The sequence below is a fragment of the Porphyromonas sp. COT-052 OH4946 genome (genome assembly GCF_000765965.1).
In the GTDB taxonomy this organism is placed as follows: domain Bacteria; phylum Bacteroidota; class Bacteroidia; order Bacteroidales; family Porphyromonadaceae; genus Porphyromonas; species Porphyromonas gulae.
Window position 1 is genome coordinate 1 of the sequence record NZ_JQZY01000031.1, and the last position, 19,840, is coordinate 19,840.

General features: G+C 46.6%; 18 protein-coding genes and 1 riboswitch. Of the genes, 7 read left to right on the forward strand and 11 right to left on the reverse strand.

The window, feature by feature from the left end; translation table 11 throughout:
• Together efp and HQ50_RS09925 are read left to right on the forward strand one after the other, a co-directional pair.
• Positions 1 to 558: elongation factor P (gene efp / locus HQ50_RS09920; RefSeq protein WP_235318007.1), on the forward strand; the 558-nt coding region annotated here is incomplete at its 5' end.
• Positions 559 to 1,039: 481 nt separating this feature from the next.
• Positions 1,040 to 1,222: a hypothetical protein gene (locus HQ50_RS09925; protein WP_039418445.1), complete on the forward strand. Its 183-nt coding sequence runs from the start codon at positions 1,040 to 1,042 to the stop codon at positions 1,220 to 1,222.
• Positions 1,223 to 1,341: 119 nt separating this feature from the next.
• On the opposite strand, the gene HQ50_RS09930 is transcribed toward HQ50_RS09925, so the two are convergent.
• Positions 1,342 to 3,018, reverse strand: coding sequence for a putative transporter (locus tag HQ50_RS09930; RefSeq protein ID WP_039430211.1), 1,677 nt, complete (start codon positions 3,016 to 3,018; stop codon positions 1,342 to 1,344).
• Positions 3,019 to 3,234: 216 nt separating this feature from the next.
• Between HQ50_RS09930 and HQ50_RS09935 the strand changes: the two genes are divergently transcribed.
• The 3 genes from HQ50_RS09935 (at position 3,235) to HQ50_RS09945 (ending at position 6,781) form a co-directional block, all read left to right on the forward strand.
• A complete protein-coding gene (locus HQ50_RS09935) occupies positions 3,235 to 4,590 on the forward strand; it encodes a dipeptidase (RefSeq protein WP_039418443.1) in 1,356 nt (451 codons plus the stop codon).
• A gap of 74 nt (positions 4,591 to 4,664) precedes the next feature.
• On the forward strand, positions 4,665 to 5,939 hold the full coding sequence (locus HQ50_RS09940) for an amidohydrolase (protein WP_039430213.1): 1,275 nt from the start codon (positions 4,665 to 4,667) through the stop codon (positions 5,937 to 5,939).
• 20 nt (positions 5,940 to 5,959) lie between these two features.
• Positions 5,960 to 6,781, forward strand: a complete 822-nt coding sequence (locus HQ50_RS09945; RefSeq protein WP_039430216.1) for a purine nucleoside phosphorylase I, inosine and guanosine-specific — start codon at positions 5,960 to 5,962, stop codon at positions 6,779 to 6,781.
• A gap of 531 nt (positions 6,782 to 7,312) precedes the next feature.
• Here HQ50_RS09945 and HQ50_RS09950 read toward each other — a convergent pair.
• Both HQ50_RS09950 and HQ50_RS09955 read right to left on the reverse strand, forming a co-directional pair.
• Complete coding sequence (locus HQ50_RS09950) at positions 7,313 to 7,987, reverse strand: hypothetical protein (protein WP_039430218.1); 675 nt, start codon at positions 7,985 to 7,987, stop codon at positions 7,313 to 7,315.
• Positions 7,988 to 8,059: 72 nt separating this feature from the next.
• Positions 8,060 to 9,325, reverse strand: a complete 1,266-nt coding sequence (locus HQ50_RS09955) for a hypothetical protein (protein ID WP_235318009.1) — start codon at positions 9,323 to 9,325, stop codon at positions 8,060 to 8,062.
• Positions 9,326 to 10,055: 730 nt separating this feature from the next.
• On the opposite strand from HQ50_RS09955, the gene HQ50_RS09960 reads away from it, so the two are divergent.
• On the forward strand, positions 10,056 to 10,574 hold the full coding sequence (locus HQ50_RS09960) for an HU family DNA-binding protein (protein ID WP_039418437.1): 519 nt from the start codon (positions 10,056 to 10,058) through the stop codon (positions 10,572 to 10,574).
• A 423-nt stretch (positions 10,575 to 10,997) separates the two neighbouring features.
• Here HQ50_RS09960 and HQ50_RS09965 read toward each other — a convergent pair whose 3' ends face one another.
• The 8 genes from HQ50_RS09965 to HQ50_RS12730 all read right to left on the reverse strand — a co-directional run bounded on the left by HQ50_RS09965 (position 10,998) and on the right by HQ50_RS12730 (position 19,659).
• On the reverse strand, positions 10,998 to 11,756 hold the full coding sequence (locus HQ50_RS09965; protein WP_039430220.1) for an ABC transporter ATP-binding protein: 759 nt from the start codon (positions 11,754 to 11,756) through the stop codon (positions 10,998 to 11,000).
• A gap of 43 nt (positions 11,757 to 11,799) precedes the next feature.
• A complete protein-coding gene (locus HQ50_RS09970; RefSeq protein ID WP_018965916.1) occupies positions 11,800 to 12,870 on the reverse strand; it encodes an iron ABC transporter permease in 1,071 nt (356 codons plus the stop codon).
• Complete coding sequence (locus tag HQ50_RS09975) at positions 12,867 to 14,006, reverse strand: ABC transporter substrate-binding protein (protein ID WP_039418431.1); 1,140 nt, start codon at positions 14,004 to 14,006, stop codon at positions 12,867 to 12,869. Before HQ50_RS09975 ends, HQ50_RS09970 begins: the two co-directional genes overlap by 4 nt.
• Before the next feature lie 117 nt (positions 14,007 to 14,123).
• Positions 14,124 to 15,005 carry a sirohydrochlorin cobaltochelatase gene (locus tag HQ50_RS09980; protein ID WP_039422857.1) on the reverse strand — a complete coding sequence of 294 codons (882 nt, stop codon included), beginning with the start codon at positions 15,003 to 15,005 and terminating at the stop codon, positions 14,124 to 14,126.
• Positions 15,006 to 15,032: 27 nt separating this feature from the next.
• A complete protein-coding gene (locus tag HQ50_RS09985) occupies positions 15,033 to 17,306 on the reverse strand; it encodes a TonB-dependent receptor (protein WP_039430222.1) in 2,274 nt (757 codons plus the stop codon).
• 193 nt (positions 17,307 to 17,499) lie between these two features.
• Positions 17,500 to 17,741: riboswitch (cobalamin riboswitch) on the reverse strand.
• A 182-nt stretch (positions 17,742 to 17,923) separates the two neighbouring features.
• On the reverse strand, positions 17,924 to 18,490 hold the full coding sequence (locus HQ50_RS09990; RefSeq protein WP_039430226.1) for a hypothetical protein: 567 nt from the start codon (positions 18,488 to 18,490) through the stop codon (positions 17,924 to 17,926).
• A gap of 15 nt (positions 18,491 to 18,505) precedes the next feature.
• Entirely contained in the window at positions 18,506 to 19,237 is a 732-nt protein-coding gene (locus HQ50_RS09995; protein ID WP_152566939.1) for a hypothetical protein, read from the reverse strand.
• A 269-nt stretch (positions 19,238 to 19,506) separates the two neighbouring features.
• Positions 19,507 to 19,659, reverse strand: coding sequence for a DUF1661 domain-containing protein (locus HQ50_RS12730; protein WP_152566940.1), 153 nt, complete (start codon positions 19,657 to 19,659; stop codon positions 19,507 to 19,509).
• On the opposite strand from HQ50_RS12730, the gene HQ50_RS12325 reads away from it, so the two are divergent.
• Positions 19,628 to 19,702, forward strand: coding sequence for a DUF1661 domain-containing protein (locus HQ50_RS12325; protein ID WP_235314691.1), 75 nt, complete (start codon positions 19,628 to 19,630; stop codon positions 19,700 to 19,702). The genes HQ50_RS12730 and HQ50_RS12325 overlap by 32 nt on opposite strands.
• Positions 19,703 to 19,840: the final 138 nt, after the last annotated feature.

A 19,840-nucleotide genomic window follows, 5' to 3' on the forward strand; every position in this document is an offset into this window, starting at 1 on the left:
ACTGCAGACTTTCGCAACGGCATGTGTCTCGAAATAGAGGGACAGTACTACTTCATCGTCGAATTCCTTCACGTCAAGCCCGGCAAAGGCCCGGCTTTCGTCCGTACCAAACTCAAGAACGTCGCTACAGGACGTATCCTCGATAAGACCTGGAACAGTGGCGTCAAGGTCGAAGAAGTCAGAATAGAACGACGTCCCTATCAGTACCTCTATCAGGATGAGATGGGATACAACTTCATGCACCCCGAGACGTTCGAGCAAATCACCATACCCGGTGCAAGCATCGACGGCGTTCAGTTCCTCAAAGACGGCGATATGGTAGAAGCCATGGTACATGCCGCCAGCGAAACGGTACTCACCTGCGAACTGCCTCCGCACGTTAAGCTGCGCGTGACCTACACCGAGCCGGGACTCAAGGGCGACACCGCCACCAACACGTTGAAGCCTGCGACCGTGGAGACGGGAGCAGAAGTACGCGTACCCCTCTTCATTCAGGAGGGAGAAATCATCGAAGTGGATACCCGCGACGGCTCCTACATCGGTAGAGTAAAAGAATAAAGCTGACAAGGGAACCTCTCCCACACGACAAAAAGCAAAGCACCCGCTCGGAGTTCGACAGGAACTTCGGCGGGTGCTTTGCTTTTTTATGCTTTCAAGAAAAGTTTCCTCGCTTTCTTTTCCCCATCGAACGACTGACGATCTATATATAAAACGTTTTCGATTTATATATAAAATGAAAACGATTAATATATAAATAGAAATCGATTTATATACAAATCGAAAACGCTTTATATATAAATCATTCCGAGAACTCCGAATAATCGGATTTCAGCCTTGCTTTTGCGCGAAACTAAAGTGCTACAAAGCCTTTATCGAAGAAACACAGAATCCGTTTTATATATAAATCGCAAAATGTCCTTCGTTGTTGAAAACTTTTTCCTTGACTGAATCCATCGAAATTCAACCCGTATAACTATTTTTGCGTTAAAATCATTACAAATAGAATAAAACTCCGTACTGAAATAACAGACATCGAACAATGGAAGTATATAAGAACAATGACAAAATAGAAATAATCCTTACTGAAGATGAGGCGACAACTATGTTTCATTTTGTGGATAAACAGGAAGGAAGCATATGTGATAGAATCTTTTTGGATTCGGATGAAGAACAACTCTTATCTGACCTTGGGTTGGAATTAGGACAAATTCTTTACGGGTAATACTTTTTCCAAAGGCATAGACATAAGCTGATACGACAGCAATGGGGCATAATATCTGCTCAATATAAGGAAGCAAGAAATCATACCTGCATACGCTTCGGCTTCAATCACAAGCGAGCCTACGCAAAGATGAGGATCATGATTTGTGCGAAGATGATGCGGACAAACATCGAAAGCGGATACACGGTGGCGTATGCCACAGAAGCTCCGTCACCTTTGAGCTGACTATTCACATAGTCGAGAGCCATCGGATTGGCTGTACTACCGCATATCATACCGGCTGTACCATCGTACCTGTTGCGGAGCAACTTGATAGAAGCCCAGCCAACCAATAGCGTTGGAAACATCGTGATCAAAAAGCCGACTCCGACCCAAAGCAAACCATCCCCGTGGACAATGGTATCGAAGAAATTGGCTCCACTGGCCAATCCAAGTCCTCCGAGGTAGAGGATGATACCGAATTGGCGCAGGAGGAGATTGGCGCTGTTGGTTACATATGTGGTCAGGTGGAAGCGTGGCCCGAATGCTCCCATCAGAATACCGATAATGATAGGGCCACCGGCTAATCCCAACTTGATAGGCATGCTGACACCGGGCAGATAGAAGGGAATCATGCCGAAAACACATCCGAGGACAAGGCCTCCGAACAGAGTAGTCAAATGGGGATTGTCCAACTGTTTGACTTCATCACCCAAAATCTCGGCCACGCGCTCTACCGCCTTACCTTCGCCAACGACAGTCAGGCGGTCGCCCAACTGCAGATGAAGATCTCTATCCGGCAGCAATTCGACTCCGGCTCTGTCTACACGGCTGATATTGACGCCATACAGATTACGGATTTTCAGTGTACCGAGGCGTACGCCGTTGAGCTTAGGGCGGGTTATGACCAACCGGCGCGATACAAGCTGTTTGTCTACACTGTTCCAATCGATATCGGGACGGTTCCAGTCCTTCATTTCCCTTTTGCCGAAGAGAATTTCGAGCTGCGAAGTATCCTGCTCGCCCGAAACAGCCAAGATATGATCGCCCAGATAGAGGATCATATCGGAGGTAGGGATCTCGACTTTACCGTTGTGCCAGACCCGTGTAATGACGAAAGGACGCTTGAGCAGCAAGGCTACTTCGCGAACGCTTTTGCCATCCAAAGCAGGATTGCAGATTTCATACTCGGAGAAGAAAGCTTTGGGAGCCTCCGAATCGTCTCGTTCCTCGACCTTCGGCATCATAACTTTCAGCATGGCCAAAGCAATAATAACACCCACAACGCCCAAAGGATAGGTAACGGCACAAGCCAGAGCCATTTCGGTCATCTCGGCCATGGCATCGGGATTGATCTGATGGAGGGTCGTTTGGGCTGCACCCAAAGCAGGAGTATTGGTAGTGGCACCGGCCACGATACCCATCAGATTGGGCATGGAAATGCCAAGGATATAATAAAGGAGGATGCACAGGAGGAATGTGACCAGGACTAATCCCAAGGAGATAAGATTTTGGGCAATCCCCCCCTTCTTGAGCGAAGGGAAAAAAGACGGGCCTACCTGCAAACCCAGCGCATAGACAAAGATTACAAGGCCGAAGTTCTGCGCAAAAGTGAGCATCACGGGATCGGTAGTAACGCCGAAATGAGAAGCCAAAATCCCGACAAAAAAGACGAAAGTGATGCCAAGCGAGATAGTACCGATACGAAGCTTGCCCAACTGCAAGCCCAAAGCGCATACGAGACTGAGGATAATGATCGTCTGCGTAACCGACGGCTCGAGGAAAACTTCGCGGAGCCAAAGAACTATTGTGTCCATAATCCTACGTGAAGAGAGACTTTCTATGCTATGAGTCGGCTGTACACACTACCCTCTTCATAATTAGAAAATGACTACCGATGAGGCAAAATCCTAAAATCTTTGGCCATTAATAATCCCGAATCGGATAGGGTTATAAACCGGCTATTAATTAGTTTGTGCAAATGTATATGAAAAGTTCCTATCTTTGACGGGAACGAAAAATCAATCATAATCATGAATATCAGAGACTATATCCGCGAAAATGAGGCACGCTTTCTGGAAGATCTTTTTGCCCTGATTCGCATCCCCTCGGTGAGTGCAAAAAGCGAACATAAACCCGATATGCAGCGTTGTGCCGAACACTGGCGCGACCATCTCCTACAGGTAGGGGCACAGAAAGCAGAAGTATTCCAGACACCGGGCAATCCGGTCGTCTATGCGGAACGAATAATAGATCCGAAAGCCAAAACCATACTCGTCTATGCACATTACGATGTGATGCCTCCCGAGCCTTTGGAGCTTTGGAAGAGCGAACCGTTCGAGCCGGTAATTCGTGACGGCCATATCTGGGCGCGCGGAGCCGACGATGACAAAGGGCAGGGCATGATCCAGGTGAAAGGATTCGAGACGGCTTTGACTCTGGGTTTGGTACAGTGCAATGTGAAGTTCCTCTTCGAAGGTGAGGAGGAGATAGGCTCTACCAATCTGGAAGCATTCTGCCTCGCACACAAGGAGATGCTATCGGCGGATGTGATCATCGTATCCGATACGAGTATGGTAAGTGCCGAGACCCCATCACTGACGACCGGTCTGCGCGGACTGGCATATTGGGAAATGGAGGTGACCGGCCCCAACAGGGATTTGCACTCCGGACACTTCGGAGGTGCCGTGGCCAATCCGATAAACGAGCTATGCAAACTCATTGCAGGCATCGTGGACGAGAACGGCCGTATCACGATCCCCCATTTCTACGATGATGTAGTACCGCTATCGGATGAAGAGCGTCGAATGATCGCACAGGTACCTTTCTCCGAAGAAAAATACTGCCAGGCACTGGACATAGACGCCGTATTTGGGGAAGTCGGATACAGCACACTCGAGCGGAACAGCTGTCGCCCGTCATTCGACGTTTGCGGCATCTGGGGTGGCTATACGGGAGAAGGTGCCAAAACGGTATTGCCTTCGAAGGCTTACGCCAAAGTATCGTCACGATTGGTGGCCAATCAGGATCACGAGAAAATATCCCAAATGTTCATCGACTACATCCGGTCGGTGGCACCTAAGCATATCAAAGTGAAAGTGACTCCCCTACATGGCGGGGAAGCATACCTCTGCCCCATCGATCTGCCTGCCTATAAAGCTGCCGAGGAGGCTTGTGCCATCGCATTCGGCAAAAGACCGCTCGCCGTTCGTCGGGGTGGCAGCATTCCTATCATTGCTACATTCGAGAAAGTATTGGGACTGAAGACCGTGCTGATGGGATTCGGATTGGAAAGCAACGCCATTCACTCGCCGAACGAGAATATGCCGCTGGACATCTTCCGTAAGGGAATCGAATCGGTAGCCGAGTTTTACCGCATATACAAGTAAGAAAAAACCGTAGAGGGTGCATACAGGGCGAAAGGAAATCCTGTTGCACCCTCTTTCATTAAAAGAATACTGCATTGGGCATATTGATAAAACAGGCAGTGCTGGAAGGTATCCGTCAGGATATTAGGATCGAGGGCAACCGCATTGCGGAGGTCGCTCCTACGATTGACGGCCATGCCGACGAAATTATTGATGCCTCTTCCATGGCCGTTATACCCGGATTGCAAAACTGTCATACCCATTCGGCCATGACTATCTTCCGGGGCTACGGCGATGACCTGAGACTGATGGATTGGCTTGAGAACTGGATATGGCCGGTGGAAGCACAGATGACAGAGGAAGATGTCTACTGGGGTTCGAAGTTGGCCTGTCTGGAGATGATCAAGAGCGGCACGACAGCTTTCCTCGACATGTACGCTCATACCCTTGCCACAGCGCGAGCCGTGGAGGAGATGGGATTACGTGCCGTACTGTCGTCCACGCTCTTCGACAGAGGAGATCAGGAACGTGCCCGTATTGACCGAGAGCGTTGCTACAGTCTGCACGAAGAATTCCGCTCCTATAGCGACAGGATCCAATTTTCCGTAGGGCCTCATGCCATTTATACCGTAAGCGGAGAGCAATTACAATTCTGCCATTGCTTTGCGAATGAGAAAAATGTGCTGATACACCTACACCTGTCCGAGACAGAAGGAGAAGTCCAAGACTGCATCGCCAAGTTCGGTACCACTCCTGTCAGATATTTACACAAACTGGGCGTACTATCGCCTCAACTAATCTTGGCTCATAGCATCTGGCTGGATGATGAGGAAATGGACTTGCTGGCCGCTCACGGCTGTAAGGTGGTACACAATCCTGCATCGAATATGAAATTAGCTTCCGGCTATCGCTTCCACTATGACGAGATGCGCAAGCGCGGAATAGTCATAGGACTTGGTACCGATGGATGCTCCTCCTCCAACAATTTGGATATGGTCATTGCCATGAAGCTGGCCGCCTTTCTCGGCAAAGCCTGGCGTTCGGATGCTACGGCAGTGAAAGCGACGGATATATACGAAAGTGCTACAATAGATGGAGCCAGAATCATGGGAACGGATGCCGGAGTCATAGCTCCGGGACGCTTGGCAGATCTGTGTCTGGTACGTCTGGACATTCCGGAGATGACTCCCTGCCACAACTTCATATCCAACTTGGTTTATTCTGCCAACGGCAGTGCAGTGGATACGACTATTGTAGATGGGAAGATCCTGATGCGCGGACGTAAAGTACCCGGAGAGGAAGCCATATTGGCAGGTGCTGCCGAGGCAGCATACAGACTGATGGCCAAAGCCCACAAAAAACACGAATGAAAATATAAACATATCACATAATGAAACTCCAAGAACAGCATTACCACGAGGCAGCATCTTTCCTGTCCTCTCGTCTGCCGGGCGATGCCAAAACGGCTATAATACTGGGTAGCGGCTTAGGTGAACTGGCCGAGAAAATCGAAGACAAGACCGTCATCCCCTACAATGAGATACCGCATTTCGCCCAAGCTACGGCTGTAGGGCACAAGGGTAATATCATCGGAGGGATCTTAGGGGGTACTCCGGTCGTTGCCATGCAGGGTCGTTTCCATTATTACGAAGGATATTCGATGGATCAGGTGACGTTCCCCATCAGGGTTATGAAGCTATTGGGCATAGAAAATCTTTTCGTGTCGAATGCTGCCGGTGGCATCAACACCTCCTTCCAGGTGGGAGACCTGATGATCATTTGCGATCATATCAACAACCTGCCCAATCCGCTGATCGGGCCTAATATGGATATGTTCGGCGTTCGCTTCCCGGATATGACACGAGCTTATGACCGAGAGTTCATCGCCAAAGCCAAAGGCATAGCTCAAGAACTGAATATCCCGGTCAAAGAAGGTGTGTATGTGGGTCTTACAGGCCCTTCCTACGAAACGCCTGCCGAATACAAGTTCTGGGGACAAGTGGGTGGCGATGCCATCGGTATGAGTACGGTACCGGAAGTAATCGTAGCACGCCATACGGGTATTCGTGTTTTCGGAATGTCCGTAATCACGAATGAAGGCTACCACTTTGCCGACGACTTCGTCAATGATGAGCAGGATGTGATCCGTGCAGCCAATGCCGCATCCGAAAAGATGGGAGCGATCTTTGCTCGACTGATCGCTGCTGTTTGAAAAATGATCTGAGTCTGAAAGAGACAAAGAAGAGAGCTTTATCCTTTGCACCGATAAAGCTCTAACGACAAAGGCGATTCGAAAGATAGGCTCTCCTTGCTTACAAAGGGGGGCCTATTTTATTTTCGCTCCTATCAGCAACGGTTCCAACCGATTAGGGAAACTCTCTTAAAGGGACAAAAAGGTGCTGTAAAAGACAAGGTTAGACCGATAAAGACCTGCATAAAAAATACGAGAGCGAAACGTCTCACGACGGCTCGCTCTCCAATTAACCTTAAAATCTAATACCATGAAAAACACACTACAAATATAATACTTTATGTTAAACAACATATTATTCGGGGCAAAAACATGCATATTTACGTTTATTTAACGTTTTGAAAAGATAATATAGAATCGAGAATCTCCACTTTGGGACAAGATAAAAACTGATCTCTGCTATCGAGACCGGCATGAATAGTTCCCTCTTAAACTCCATCAACAAGCTGACTTCTATTCAGTTGCAGTTCTTTTTCTTCCGGGCTGACTGCCTTATCTTTGAGGATTCTTCCTGCTTGCGTCCTTAGCTTTCTTCAAATGCTGTCCGAAAGTACTCTCCCAGTCGTCTTTCGTTATAGGCAGAAGGCCTTCACGCTTGAATATGGCTATCAGAGCATCGAAATTTGCTTTGAAATCCGGATTCTCCCAATCTTTAGGCACAAATCCGGCACATTGATTTTCGAAATGAACATCGCCAAAATTATATTCTCCGGACATTTGCGCCTCACGATCTGTATCTGTCGCTTCTGAAGCAAATCTGTAAAAGGATTCGATTATTACATACTCAACAGCTTTTTTGCCTGCATATCCTTTCTTGATATACTCGGTCGCAGGGCAAACTCTAAAGAAGAAGCCTTCATATATACCCTCGAAATAGAGATCTTCATGCAACGTAAAGCCATGCAGATCCAGAAAGGCATACTGATCTGACATCAACTTCTTTATTTGCTTCTTGCGCTTGTAGTATTCTTCGGAAGTAAATCCTACACCGATCCATAGTACAATGACAAAGGCCCAAATCATCAGGCCGAAGAGCAAGGAATTCAACAAGCTCTGTTTTGTCAATGCAGCCAGGAACACGAATAATCCGAGAAAAAAGCCTCCTCGAAAAGCTGTATTCCAATAAGACTTCAAGCGTCCTTTTCTAATCACAGGTACTTCATTCATTTTTCTCTGTAATTTCAACTAAAAACGATATGTACAAAAAAACAGAAGCCATACATAACTCATTCGCCATGGTCATTGGTCATTTGATGAATAAAGTTCGAGATTTCCATTTCTAAAGTCAATCACAAACATTTTATCTTTCTCAAATCGAACCAAGGTGCTTTTACGTATTTCCTTTGCTTCTGATAACAAATTATCCTTATGCTCCTCAATATCGACAAAAGAATTTTCAAAATTTGATTTTATCTCTCGAATTTTAGAAGTAAAGATTGCTCCTTTTTCTAAATCACTCAAGTATTCCAAGATTTCTTTCTTGACAGTTTCATGCAAATTGATTAATTCCTTAGAAAACAAATTATCCTCTCTAAAAGTGGATAATTCAATAAGTGCAGAAAGCGTCCAGTTGAGTCTATTCATATCTGGCTGTATGTAATTAATATTCATATATAGTTCTGTAACTTTAGTCAAATATAATAAGGCTTCAACAAACAATAAAATTTCCATTTTATGAATGAATTTTGCTTTCTCTTTTTCAATACTCTTAGCAGCTTTCAATTTCCTCCAAGGATTGCGCTTATTTTTTTTCGACATTTCCCTTGCCATACAACTCAGGTCTTCAAAAAATTCGTTTTTTATTATAGACAAATCAGAATGAACATCTTTCATTTGTTGCAAATCTTCGTCAGAAAAGATCTTATTAGATAAATTTTTATTTATCAATGAAACTGATTGTTTTATCTTCGCCATTCTTTCTCTATAATAAAATTCGATTAGCGTATCTAACTTTTCAAGAGCTGCATTTAACTGCTTAGTCATACCATTCATATAATATTGCCCTGTTACAAATGATGTTATTTGAAAAAGGACCATTGGCGTAAAAAAAGTCGTTCCCGCAGGCAAAAATCCAGCTTGCTGGACTATAGTACCATTATTTACCACGGCAGAACTTACTCCACCTGAAGACAATTTCATCAAAGTACTTGGATTTACCGTAGCTTTAAAAAGTCCATTTGCAGCAAATGATCCAATTGCTACATTTGAAGCTCCACCAATTATACTAGAAAAAGTCCCTAAAAACAATTCTTTTTGCTTTGAGCTTAAATCTAATTTAGAAAGATTTTTCAAATCATTCTCATCAGCAGCCTTAAACACTACAGAAGCCTCACTATTTTTAAGCTCAATACTAGATATTAGAACTTTTTGGTTCTGAGGAGTCATATCTTCATGAGAACAAGAAGCTTTATTCAAAAGACATTCAGATCGAGGTATTAGTCCATTATTCTTCTTTCCCCCAAAAACACTTTTGATTATATTACAAATCGATTTAAAAGCACTCATAATATATGCTTTAAAATTATTCAACAGAGAAAATTTGCCCATGACGTCTTCAAGTTTAAAGAAATTCTAGTCTCGCAAAAATACAAAAATCACAAAAATGAGAAATAGTTAGACTTATATATCTTAATCATTCTCACTGTACAGATGCTAAATTAAGAACAAATTGACTCCTAATTACAGCACCGGGAATATAAAATCATTTTCTTGGAAAGTGGCTATAAGATATATCGGAGAAGCTGAGACCGAAAGGAAAGGTGGCCTCTATCGGGGTACCCTATTTCGACACTATATATATAAGGTATGGGATGCAGGATTGGGGGTGATGTTCCGAGCGTTTCGGATGAGGGGCGGAGGCTTCTCTTGGGGCTGATGAAACCATGCTAAAACAACACCGAAATCAAACTATATACTTTGGCAAAACTAAACTATATAGTTTGGTTCAACTAAACTATATACTTTGGTTCAACCAAACTATATACTTTGGTGAGACCAAACTATATAGTTTGATTAGAGCGATTTTTTAGCCCGATTTATGCCGATTAAAAAGAAAAGTTTTTGGAAAATTTTAGCCGAAAAGCATAAAGCGCAATACACTCATTCACAGCGGATTACAAAATAATTATGGAAAACTTTTCAACAATGAAGGTCTCTGCTATTGTCCGTAAAGAAAAAACGATACACTTTTGTGCGCCGCGATATTGCGGCCATAACTTTTTAATCTATTTTAATTATGATTGGATATGTATCCAAGCAATCAAAAGTTGCCAATAAAGATGGCAAAAGAGTGTGGTATCCTCAGACTGTGGCTTCGGGCCGCGTCATCGATACCAAAAGAGTAGCACGCGAACTTGCTGCACGTTCGGGTGCATCCGAGGGGGATGTACATGGCATCCTGCATGACTTGGGACTCGTGCTGCGGGACTATCTCTCCACAGGGGCGCGTGTGGTGTTGGACGGAGTAGGCTCCTTCCGGATCACGGCCAACGCACGCGGCAAGGGTGTGGAGAAGAAAGAGGATGTATCGCCTCGTCAGTTCAACAGCATCCGTGTAGCTTTCTATCCGGAGAAACGGGTGAATCAGTCCACTCACACGACCAATGTGACGCTGATCGACCCCAATCTGCGGTTCGTCTACGTGAAGGATCCGAAAGATGCGGCGAGCGACGCCTCTTCACAGACGAACACATCCGACAGCCCTACACCACCGAACGGTGGCGGCGAACAGGGTTCACAGGGTGGCGGATTGTAGCAGCCGGCATGTGATCGATAAGCACTTCGGGACAGAGATCTCCCGTAATGCTTGACGGCTTGTCACAGTAGCCGTCCGGTATTATCAGCAAAAGTATTCGGGGCAGGCTATATATCCACCCACAGTCCGATCTTTCGGAAAAAGATATAATACCGATTGACTACTGTGGCAAACCTGAAAAAAGGGTGTGTCAGGACGGGACGTTCTGGCACACTCTTTTTCCATTTTACAGACATAGCTCTTGTGATATAAGTCGGCCTTGCCTACACGACGGCAGGCCAAACGACATGAATTTCTATACCGAAAGGAACTATCCATCGGTGCATTATAGTCGAAAGAGGGAAGAGAAGAGGGAGGATCGGGCTGTCCGGATAGCTTTGATCAGGGGGTGGAGAGCTATCGGATTATACACCGGAGAGCATGCTATACCGGCTCGAATGTGGGGGAAGAATGGGCATAGCCGAAATAATCTTCGAGCGCAGAGGCCAAAGATGCCGGCGCACCCTCACGGAAAGGACGCTCCTTGTCCAGCAGCCAAATGCGATCGGCCATGGGCAATATGGCATCGAGATCATGAGTGGAGAGGAAGATAGTCCTACCGGTATCGTGGGCCAGGCTGCGAAGGAGGCGCAGCAGTTCCATCTTGCTGGGATAGTCGAGGAAAGCCGTCGGTTCGTCGAGGAAGATGATCGGTGTCTGCTGTGCCAAGGCTTTTGCGATGACTACTTTTTGCCTCTCTCCATCGCTGAGCGTAGTCAGTTCGCGATTGATCAGCGGAGCGATTCCCACACGTTCTACGGCTTCTGCCACGAGCTTTCTGTCCCCTTTCTGCAATCTGCCCCAGAATCCGGTATAAGGGCTACGCCCCAATGCGACGAGTTCGCCTGCCGTCATCCCGGCAATCCGGCAATTATCGGTCAGCACTACGCCTATACGCTTGGCTATTTCTATCTCTTTATAGCTATCCAGTGACCGCCCCAGTAGATGTATTTGCCCAGACAGGGGCTTCATGAATCCTGCCATCGTGCGCATGAGCGTACTCTTGCCGGCACCGTTCACACCGAGCAGAGCGGTCAATTGTCCGGCATGGAGATGAGCTTCCACGCCGGATGCCACGATGCGGTCTCCGGATTTGGTTCGATACCCGATAGCAAGCCGGCTCAGCTCTATTGATTTCTCCATTGATAATAACGTTTGCGGATGGGGATTGCGGAGGCCGTTGGTCTCAGTCGGTTTCTTCCTTGAAGCGTCTGCGCCGGAACAATACGGTGACGATAATAGGTGCTCCCACCAAAGCCGTTACGGAATTGACGGGCAAAGCTCCCTCAAATCCCGGCATACGGGCAATGATATTGCAGAAAAGAGCCAGAGCACTTCCGATCAGACAGGTAGCAGGCATCAGGATCCGATGGTCTGATGTGTGAAAGATAACCCGTGCCAAGTGTGGCACGGCCATCCCCAAAAAGCCGATAGGACCGCAATAGGCTGTGACGGCAGCGATCAGCAGCCCGGCGGAAGAGATCACGAGCAGCCGTGCCCGACGAGTATTGAGGCCCAGATTGCGCGCATAGCTTTCTCCCAGCAATAAGAGATTCAACTGCTTGACAAGGAGCATGCCGGCCGGAATGAAGATCAACATCAGGATGACAAAGAAACTCAGCTGCGAATCCGTGGCACGGGAAAAGCTGCCCAAACCCCAAATTACGTATGCCCGAATATCCTCTTCGATACTGAAAAACTTGAATACCCCGATGACGGCAGTGGCCACATATCCGATCATAACGCCGATAATGAGCAGCGTAACGTGGCTGCGCACCTTGGTGCTGACAAAAACGATCAGTCCCATCACGGCCAACGACCCTACGGCAGCAGCTATGTTCATGGCCACCTCGCCCATATAGCCCAGGCTGCTCAATGCCACTCCTCCGAGCGAGCCGCTCAGCAGGACGACCAAAGCAACGCCCAAGCTGGCTCCGGAGCTGATGCCGAGAACGGACGGCCCGGCCAAAGGATTGCGAAAGACGGTCTGCATCTGCAAGCCGCTAACGGACAGGCCTGCACCGGCAAAAGCAGCCGTGAGAGCTTCGGGCAGGCGGGACTTCCACAGGATATTGTAGTGCACGAGTGCTTCTCCTCCTTCGGGACGATCCGAAAAAAGATGTCGGAAGATCTCGCTCATCGGAATAGCCACCGAGCCGAGGAAGAGATTGACCCCGAAGAGAATGAGTACGGCTCCTCCCAGCGCGGCCAGAATACCTGCGACAGATATTGTACGTAAGTGGCTGACGGATGTCATCGGAGCAAATAATAGAAATGCGGTTGGTGGTCGGGAAGCAGTCCGGGGTGCAAGATAGCGATAAGATCGGCCAGCACCCAATCGGGATGCATGGGCATGAGTTCGTAGAAGGCTGTTTCTCTCAGGTTGCAGTAGATCACGCCTTTTTCCTTGAATGCCCTGAAGTCGGCATATCGGCTGTCTTCGGCTTTCAATGCTTCGTAGCCGAACTTCCCGGGATAGCTGTTGAGGATTCGCCAGTAGCGAGCCGAATCGGATCGGCTATAGACCGTCTCGAAGTCGAGAGAGACACCGCCGGATCGCTGATCGTCTTTCAGGAAATACTCGCCTCCGGCATCGCGTATCTGCTGTGCCAGATAGCTCTTTCCCCCGACGGCGTACCAGTTGCCTCCGCGCATCTCTCCGCTAAAGACGATCGGCCGATCGGTCACTTCATCGGCATATCCGGTCAAAGCATGGTAGCGCGTTTCTATCTCCGAAAAGAAACGACAAGCCTTGTCGTACTGTCCCGTAAGAAGGCCGATGAGCTTCACCCACTCTGCCTGACCGAGAGGCGTCAGCTCTTTATAGCCTAAATGGGGTATCAAGGGTACGGATACCTGCTCCAACACATCGTATCCCCCACGCTTGAAAGGGGAAATCAGGATCAAATCCGGCTGCAACGACATGACTACCTCGCGATCGAAATTTCCCTCGATACCTATTTTCTGCGTACGACCGTCTTGGAGCTGTGCCTTCATGACAGAGTCCCTCAAATATCGGGTACTGGATATTCCTGCCACCAAGGGCTGTGCTTCCAGAGCAATAAAATTGGAAAGCTGGAGCGTAGTCATACACACCACCCTCTCTACCGGTATCGTCACGGCTGTATATCCTTCAGGAATAGCCGGATGCGTCCCTTTCGGCACCAAAGCGAAGCGATATTCCTTGTGCGACTCCTGCTGCGGATCTTCGATGGAAAGAAGATAACATCCTTCACCGGCATCAAGACGGAAACCCTCTGCATACCGTGGGCGCAGGCTATCGGAGGATATGGCGGAGGTTGCCTTTTGCTCTTGGGTACGGGTACGATTGCAGCCGGCCGCTATCAGAAAGAGAATAGCCGACAAAAAGAGTGTGACAGAATATCGTCTCATCGGTTTGTTTGGGTGGAAAAGAAAGAGCACTCATCGAGAAATCGGCAAGTCCTTTTTCTCGATAAATGCTCTCGTAGACTTAATTGCTTGATCGTCTCATTGCATATCCGCCCGTCCTTAGCGAGCAGAGGCGGCTTTCATATGCTTGAGCCAGATATTACGGATCTCTTCTATATCTCCAAGAGCTGAAAAATTGCCATTGTCCAGCTTGTCTATAGAGACCGTGTAGCCGGCATTGGTCAGCAACGTCTTCCAGCTATCGTCCTCATCTCCGGCCATATCATTCGTAGCATGGTCGCCTGCCACACTCATCAGCGGCATCATTGTTACGGCCGTGGCACCGGTTTCTTTCAGTTCGGCAATAACATCTTCGATGGAAGGATCGGACTCGACGGTTCCGACGATCATAAACTTGCTATAGTTCTTCATGATCTTATTGATACGACCATATCTGTCATTGGCAGCATGCTCGGTACCGTGTCCCATGAATACGACAGCTTCCCCTTTCTCTATTGTCTGCTGAAAACGCTTGTGCAAGATCTCTGCCACCTCGCGCATATCTTCATCGGTATCGAAGAGCGGGGTCCCTATCTTCACCGTAATGTCGGTATGTGCTGCCTTGAACTTATTGACAAAGTCGAGCATCTCATCATATTCTCTACCGGGAATCACATGAAGACTCTGCACATTAATCTTCTTATAACCCAGACGGGCCAATTTCTCCAAAGCCTCATCCGGAGCATCGATATAGATACCCTGCTGAGCCAGTATCTTTCGGATAATAGAAGACGTATATGTCCAGCTTATCTTTTGATCGGGATAAGCTGCGGCAAAAGTCTTCTCGATCTTCGCATAGGTTTCGCGCGGAGCTTTATAGGAGCTACCGAACGTCACCAAAAGAGTTGCCTCTCCTTTGTTCTCCAAATCCTTGTTGTTGTTCGAACAAGAGAGCATGGCAATGGCCATAAGTCCCAAAGTCGCTAAAATCAGTCTTTTCATCACTGTTGTTAATTAATTTGTGAGACATTAGTTATTGAATCGAATCGCTATCTGAGCAAAGAAAGTACGCCCCGGCGTTACCGTAGCATAATTGACACCCATAGGGCGATCGTCCACATAGTCGAAGAGATTGTCTATACCCAGCGTTCCGTCCAGTATGATGTGGCGGAAATGGGTGAAACGATGTGAGGTGGAGAGTCGCCACAAGGTATAGTCCGGAGCATTGCCGTCTTTGTAGAAACGCTCGCTCTGGATACGGCCGAAGAGGCTCACGCCGAGTCTGTACTTACCCCAGTAGCGTGCCCAATCGGCATGCACATTGGCACGATGGCGGGCAGCTCCTTCCAGCCACTCATTCGTCTCCAGATTCTTAGCTTCCACGAGGCTGTATCCGGCTCCCAGCTTGATGCCCCAGCCGATAGAGGCATCGCACAGGACATCAAGTCCTCGGCTGCGGGCTTTTCCTACGTTGGTATACTGTTTGGTTTTCTTGATTCCCTGAGCTGCGTGCTCCGGCAAGGTCGGTATATCCACATAGGCAATTAGATTGCGAAGTTCATTGTCATAAACCGTCGCACTGAGTGAGATAGGGCCTTGATTGTACTCCAAGCCCAAAGCATAATAGTCCGACATCTGAGGCTTAAGGTCGGCATTGCCGAGATAGAGATTGTGCGAACCCATGGTGCTGAGTTCGTTCCGAGCAAAAAGCTCTTTCAACGTGGGAGTCTTATAGCCGTTGGCATACGTAGCGCGGAAGTTCAGCGGCCCATACTTGGCGAGCATGGACACCTTAGGCGTCATTCGTGTACCGAACTCCTGATGGTATACCAGACGAAAACCAGCTGTCATATTGAACCAATCGAGCGGTTTCCATTCGTCCTGCACATAAGCAGAGAGTGTGGAAGCGTCTGCCTTGTCGGTAATCAGATTATAGGGAGAGATCAATTCCTCACGGAAATACTCCAAACCGCCGGTCAGTTTCTGCGCATAAGGCAGTGTAAAGATACCGCGAGCCTCCATCGTGTATCGGATCTGATCGTTTTTGTTGCGCAGCTGACCCGGGAAGAATGTCGGTTGCTCGGTCTGACCTTGGTTGTTGATCAGGCTCTCGCTGCTGTCTTTGTCGTGATACAAATATCCAAAACGGAAGCGATCATAGACGGCATCGAAAGAGAGTGTATGCAAGCCATTGGGGAAAAGATAGTTGGTACCGAGCGAAGCGGTCAAAGCACGATAATCCAAATCGTAGGTCTTTTTCTCGGAAAAGGTCGGAGTGAAGATCTGACGCTTGTTGTACTGTACATTTCCCGTAAAGCTCAGATTGTTCGTTGCATAATAGGAAAGCGATTGGCTTATGCCCTGATTTTCCTGCGCACGGAAAGTCTTCTTATACGTTTCCTCCAAGATCAGTTCGCCGGATCCTTTCTTCTTTTTCATTTCGAGCGGACTATTCTGCCAGCCATCTGTATGGTAGAAGAAATAGTTGGTATTGCTGCTCAGCTTACCGATGTTTATATCGAGCGAAGTATTGGTCTGACGATCGTTGTACTTCGATATACGGTGCGAGGTGTATGCACTCAGTCGGTTCGTATTCTTCTTCGTGATCACATTGATCACGCCGGCGATGGCATCGGATCCGTAGAGCGAGCTCGAAGCCCCTTTCACCAGTTCGATCCGTTCGATCTGATCAGGAGATATACGACTCAAATCGGCCTGACCGCCTACGTCGCCGTACACGCGCTTACCATCGATAAGAACGAGGATATACTTGCTGCTAAGGCCGTTCAGCTGCATGAAAGACCCCATCAGATTGGGGCCGAAGTCAAAGGAAGGACTCAGTCCCTGCAATAAGGTCTCGGAAGTGGGAGCCGAGAAAGAAGCTATTTCCTTAGCCGTCAGCACTTCCGTTGCCACAGGCGCATCGGCCAAGCGATAACGCGTACCGGTACCGGTAACGACGACTTCCTCCAAGTTGTTTGTGCGCAGTCGCAGCGCAAAAGAGATCGTTTTGGTCTGTCCGGCTTCGATGGCAACCACCTCCTCTTTCTGTCCATAACCGCCGAACGAACAGATAATAGTATGCTGACCCACAGGCAGGTTCTTGATCTCGAAATGTCCGCCGGCATCGGCACCGGCTACTATATTGGTGTGTTTGACTTCGATTCGGGCACCGGCAAGGGGTTCTCCGGTTTCGGCATCCGACACATTACCGGTTAAAACGGCTTTGCTCTGAGCCAACAAAGAAGACGGCAATAGAGCAATAAGAGAGATAATCGCAAAAAGGATAGTTTTTGTCCGCATAACTGTTACTAAAAATGTCACATAAGAGCGGGACAAGGATACTGCAAAGAAAAGGCCATCGGAACCGAAAAACCCTGAAAACTGCCGAACGACTCATTGCGCTCAACCTACCTAAGCCATGAAATAAGCAAGGGTGGGCAATAAATCGACAGCATACTTCTTTTCTAAACGCTCCTCAATCCCTGGAGTTCTATTAGAACAAATCTACTCAAGCAGGTCTTCTGGCTCAGCTCCTTATCGGGTCTTAGTCGGCCTTCCCATAGCGGGCTACCCCTTACTACAGTGACCATCGCGATTGACCATCCACCCTATCGCTCCTCGTTCGGAGAAGTGACTTCGAAGCATTACAGCTGAGGGCTCAGCTCCGGAATTGCACCGGATTCCCTTGCACCGCTTTCAAGAAGAAAAACGGTTACTTCAGTCTTTTCAAGCGCAAAAGTATAGCTTTTATATGAATGTATTGGTTTTCGTGAGATAGCGCGGACTCTACACATTCGTAAGCAAGCGGAAGATGTCCTTAATAATACCATCATAAAACTTCACTTAAGTGTAGTTATACAAATTCACCATCCAAAATTAACGAGAGACCCTAGAGTTTAATCCGTAGATCTTACAGATTAAGAAACATCAACCTCATCATCTACAATTATCCAATATCTAACACAGATACACCCAACACAGAAAAAAAAGTGCCACAGAATAGACAGCATCAACCACAAATATAAAATTTGAAAGTACAGTGCGTAAGAAGACTCGAAGAGAAAGCCAATGAAAGAAAAAAGTAGCACAACTACAGCTACTACTGCCCCAAATAATATATATGAAACAATCTTAACAATCTGACGATAATTCTGTTCCAAGGCTTCTTTCTGTTCAGGAGTCATATTTTGATTATGCCTAATCTCTTTCAGCTTTAGAGAAACTTGTCCCTGAAGGCCAAAGAATAAGGTTAGGAATAATGGCATTGAAAACCCCAGGAAAGTGTTGAGGGAAGAAATTGCAGGATATATATATTTTTGAAGGTCTTCTTTTCGAAAACACACTCCATACAACAAAAGCCCAAAGCAGAAAAAGATAGGTATCCACCGCACCAAATAGAATAACAACAAGTCTTTGCCTGAATATACAACACCCTTACTTGTTGATTTAAGAGCTTGTTCTGCGGATTTGCATAGTCCAAACATATGTGAATATATCTTTCAATCAAGAAATATACTTGGACTATCGCCCTTCAATTTTGCCATTTCGACATCAACAAACTGACCTAACTCTTCAAATCGAGGGTGAGAATTTTCATCTATACAGTTTTGAGGCAAATAAATGGGTGGAATTATTTTGACATTCCCTCTATCATCAATCAGATCATCAGTACGAAAAGAACGCTCTTTACCTTCACTTTCATAGGTTATTTGGTATCTAGTCTCTTTAGAGGGGTGATATGAGATACCAAATAATTTATTTAACGCCGAAACTCCTTGAGATAGGACTGTTTTTGCTATTGAAGCTCCAGTTATCCGAATCGCAGCATCTTTTATCTCGCCGACTTTCGTGCTATGTGGAGAACTAGGAGCAAATATCGTTATTGAAACCACCGTGGCTGTACCAAGAAACTGATTTATTCTTTCTTGTGTTGTAGTTCTTACTATCGGCTTTTTCAATAATTGACAATCTAAATGTCTCAAGGTTTCATCTAACAACTCTTCGATAATGGGTTTGATCGAGAGTGTAGAGTAACTTTGAATAAATAAAAAGCCATAATCAGCATGTGGCATCCACAATCTCACAAAAAATTTAGGACCTACTACAGCATCCTTGTCTATGACATCTTTAGTTCCTGATGGTTTTATAAGACTCTGAATAAATCCAGTAGTTCCGCCATCGAGCATAAAATCAAAAATACGTTCAGACGAACGAACTTTCTTGTCAAACAAAATGCCCCCCAAACCTTTTTTTTGTATATCTTATTATCAATTTGCTTTATAAATAATTCTACCAACCCTACAAATGGTGATTGCCAACGCGAAGAAAAGCGCGAAAAGAATTGATTTATTGGAATTGGATCTGATTGTGCACGCTTGGACGATCGAACTTGAAAAGAGTATATATTAAGCTCCAGTCTTGGTGTATTACTCATATTTCCTCTGAATTTAATTTTAACGAACACAAAAATAATGATAATACCGTACCATAGAAACAGAAACTATAGTTCAATCTCATTAACATCGAATTCCAAGCGAAATCGGAATAAATTTTTCTGGAGCCGGAAACGGCCGAATTGCGGTTCGTGTTTTGGCGAAAACTCGCGCCAAAAGTTTTTCGTTTTGGCGCGTAAATTTTTCAGTTCTCGCGCCAAAACGAAAAAATTCTCGCGCCACGTCTTTTGGCTCCATGGATGACTGACGTGTACTGAAAAAAGTTGACAGTTGGCGGGATAGTTCTACAATTGGTTTACCGGTTCTTTCTATAATTCTACTTTAGGTTGACAGCCCTTACCCTTAGGTCTAATTTCGGTTGACACGAGCAAAGTTAGCTTT

What these genes read in the sequence shown, in the direction of transcription:
- HQ50_RS09925 (WP_039418445.1), top strand. Translation starts at nt 1,040, where the DNA reads ATGGAAGTATATAAGAACAATGACAAAATAGAAATAATCCTTACTGAA.
- HQ50_RS09930 (WP_039430211.1), bottom strand. Translation starts at nt 3,018, where the DNA reads ATGGACACAATAGTTCTTTGGCTCCGCGAAGTTTTCCTCGAGCCGTCG.
- HQ50_RS09935 (WP_039418443.1), top strand. Translation starts at nt 3,235, where the DNA reads ATGAATATCAGAGACTATATCCGCGAAAATGAGGCACGCTTTCTGGAA.
- HQ50_RS09945 (WP_039430216.1), top strand. Translation starts at nt 5,960, where the DNA reads ATGAAACTCCAAGAACAGCATTACCACGAGGCAGCATCTTTCCTGTCC.
- HQ50_RS09950 (WP_039430218.1), bottom strand. Translation starts at nt 7,987, where the DNA reads ATGAATGAAGTACCTGTGATTAGAAAAGGACGCTTGAAGTCTTATTGG.
- HQ50_RS09955 (WP_235318009.1), bottom strand. Translation starts at nt 9,325, where the DNA reads ATGAGTGCTTTTAAATCGATTTGTAATATAATCAAAAGTGTTTTTGGG.
- HQ50_RS09960 (WP_039418437.1), top strand. Translation starts at nt 10,056, where the DNA reads ATGATTGGATATGTATCCAAGCAATCAAAAGTTGCCAATAAAGATGGC.
- HQ50_RS09965 (WP_039430220.1), bottom strand. Translation starts at nt 11,756, where the DNA reads ATGGAGAAATCAATAGAGCTGAGCCGGCTTGCTATCGGGTATCGAACC.
- HQ50_RS09970 (WP_018965916.1), bottom strand. Translation starts at nt 12,870, where the DNA reads ATGACATCCGTCAGCCACTTACGTACAATATCTGTCGCAGGTATTCTG.
- HQ50_RS09975 (WP_039418431.1), bottom strand. Translation starts at nt 14,006, where the DNA reads ATGAGACGATATTCTGTCACACTCTTTTTGTCGGCTATTCTCTTTCTG.
- HQ50_RS09980 (WP_039422857.1), bottom strand. Translation starts at nt 15,005, where the DNA reads ATGAAAAGACTGATTTTAGCGACTTTGGGACTTATGGCCATTGCCATG.
- HQ50_RS09985 (WP_039430222.1), bottom strand. Translation starts at nt 17,306, where the DNA reads ATGCGGACAAAAACTATCCTTTTTGCGATTATCTCTCTTATTGCTCTA.
- HQ50_RS09990 (WP_039430226.1), bottom strand. Translation starts at nt 18,490, where the DNA reads ATGTTTGGACTATGCAAATCCGCAGAACAAGCTCTTAAATCAACAAGT.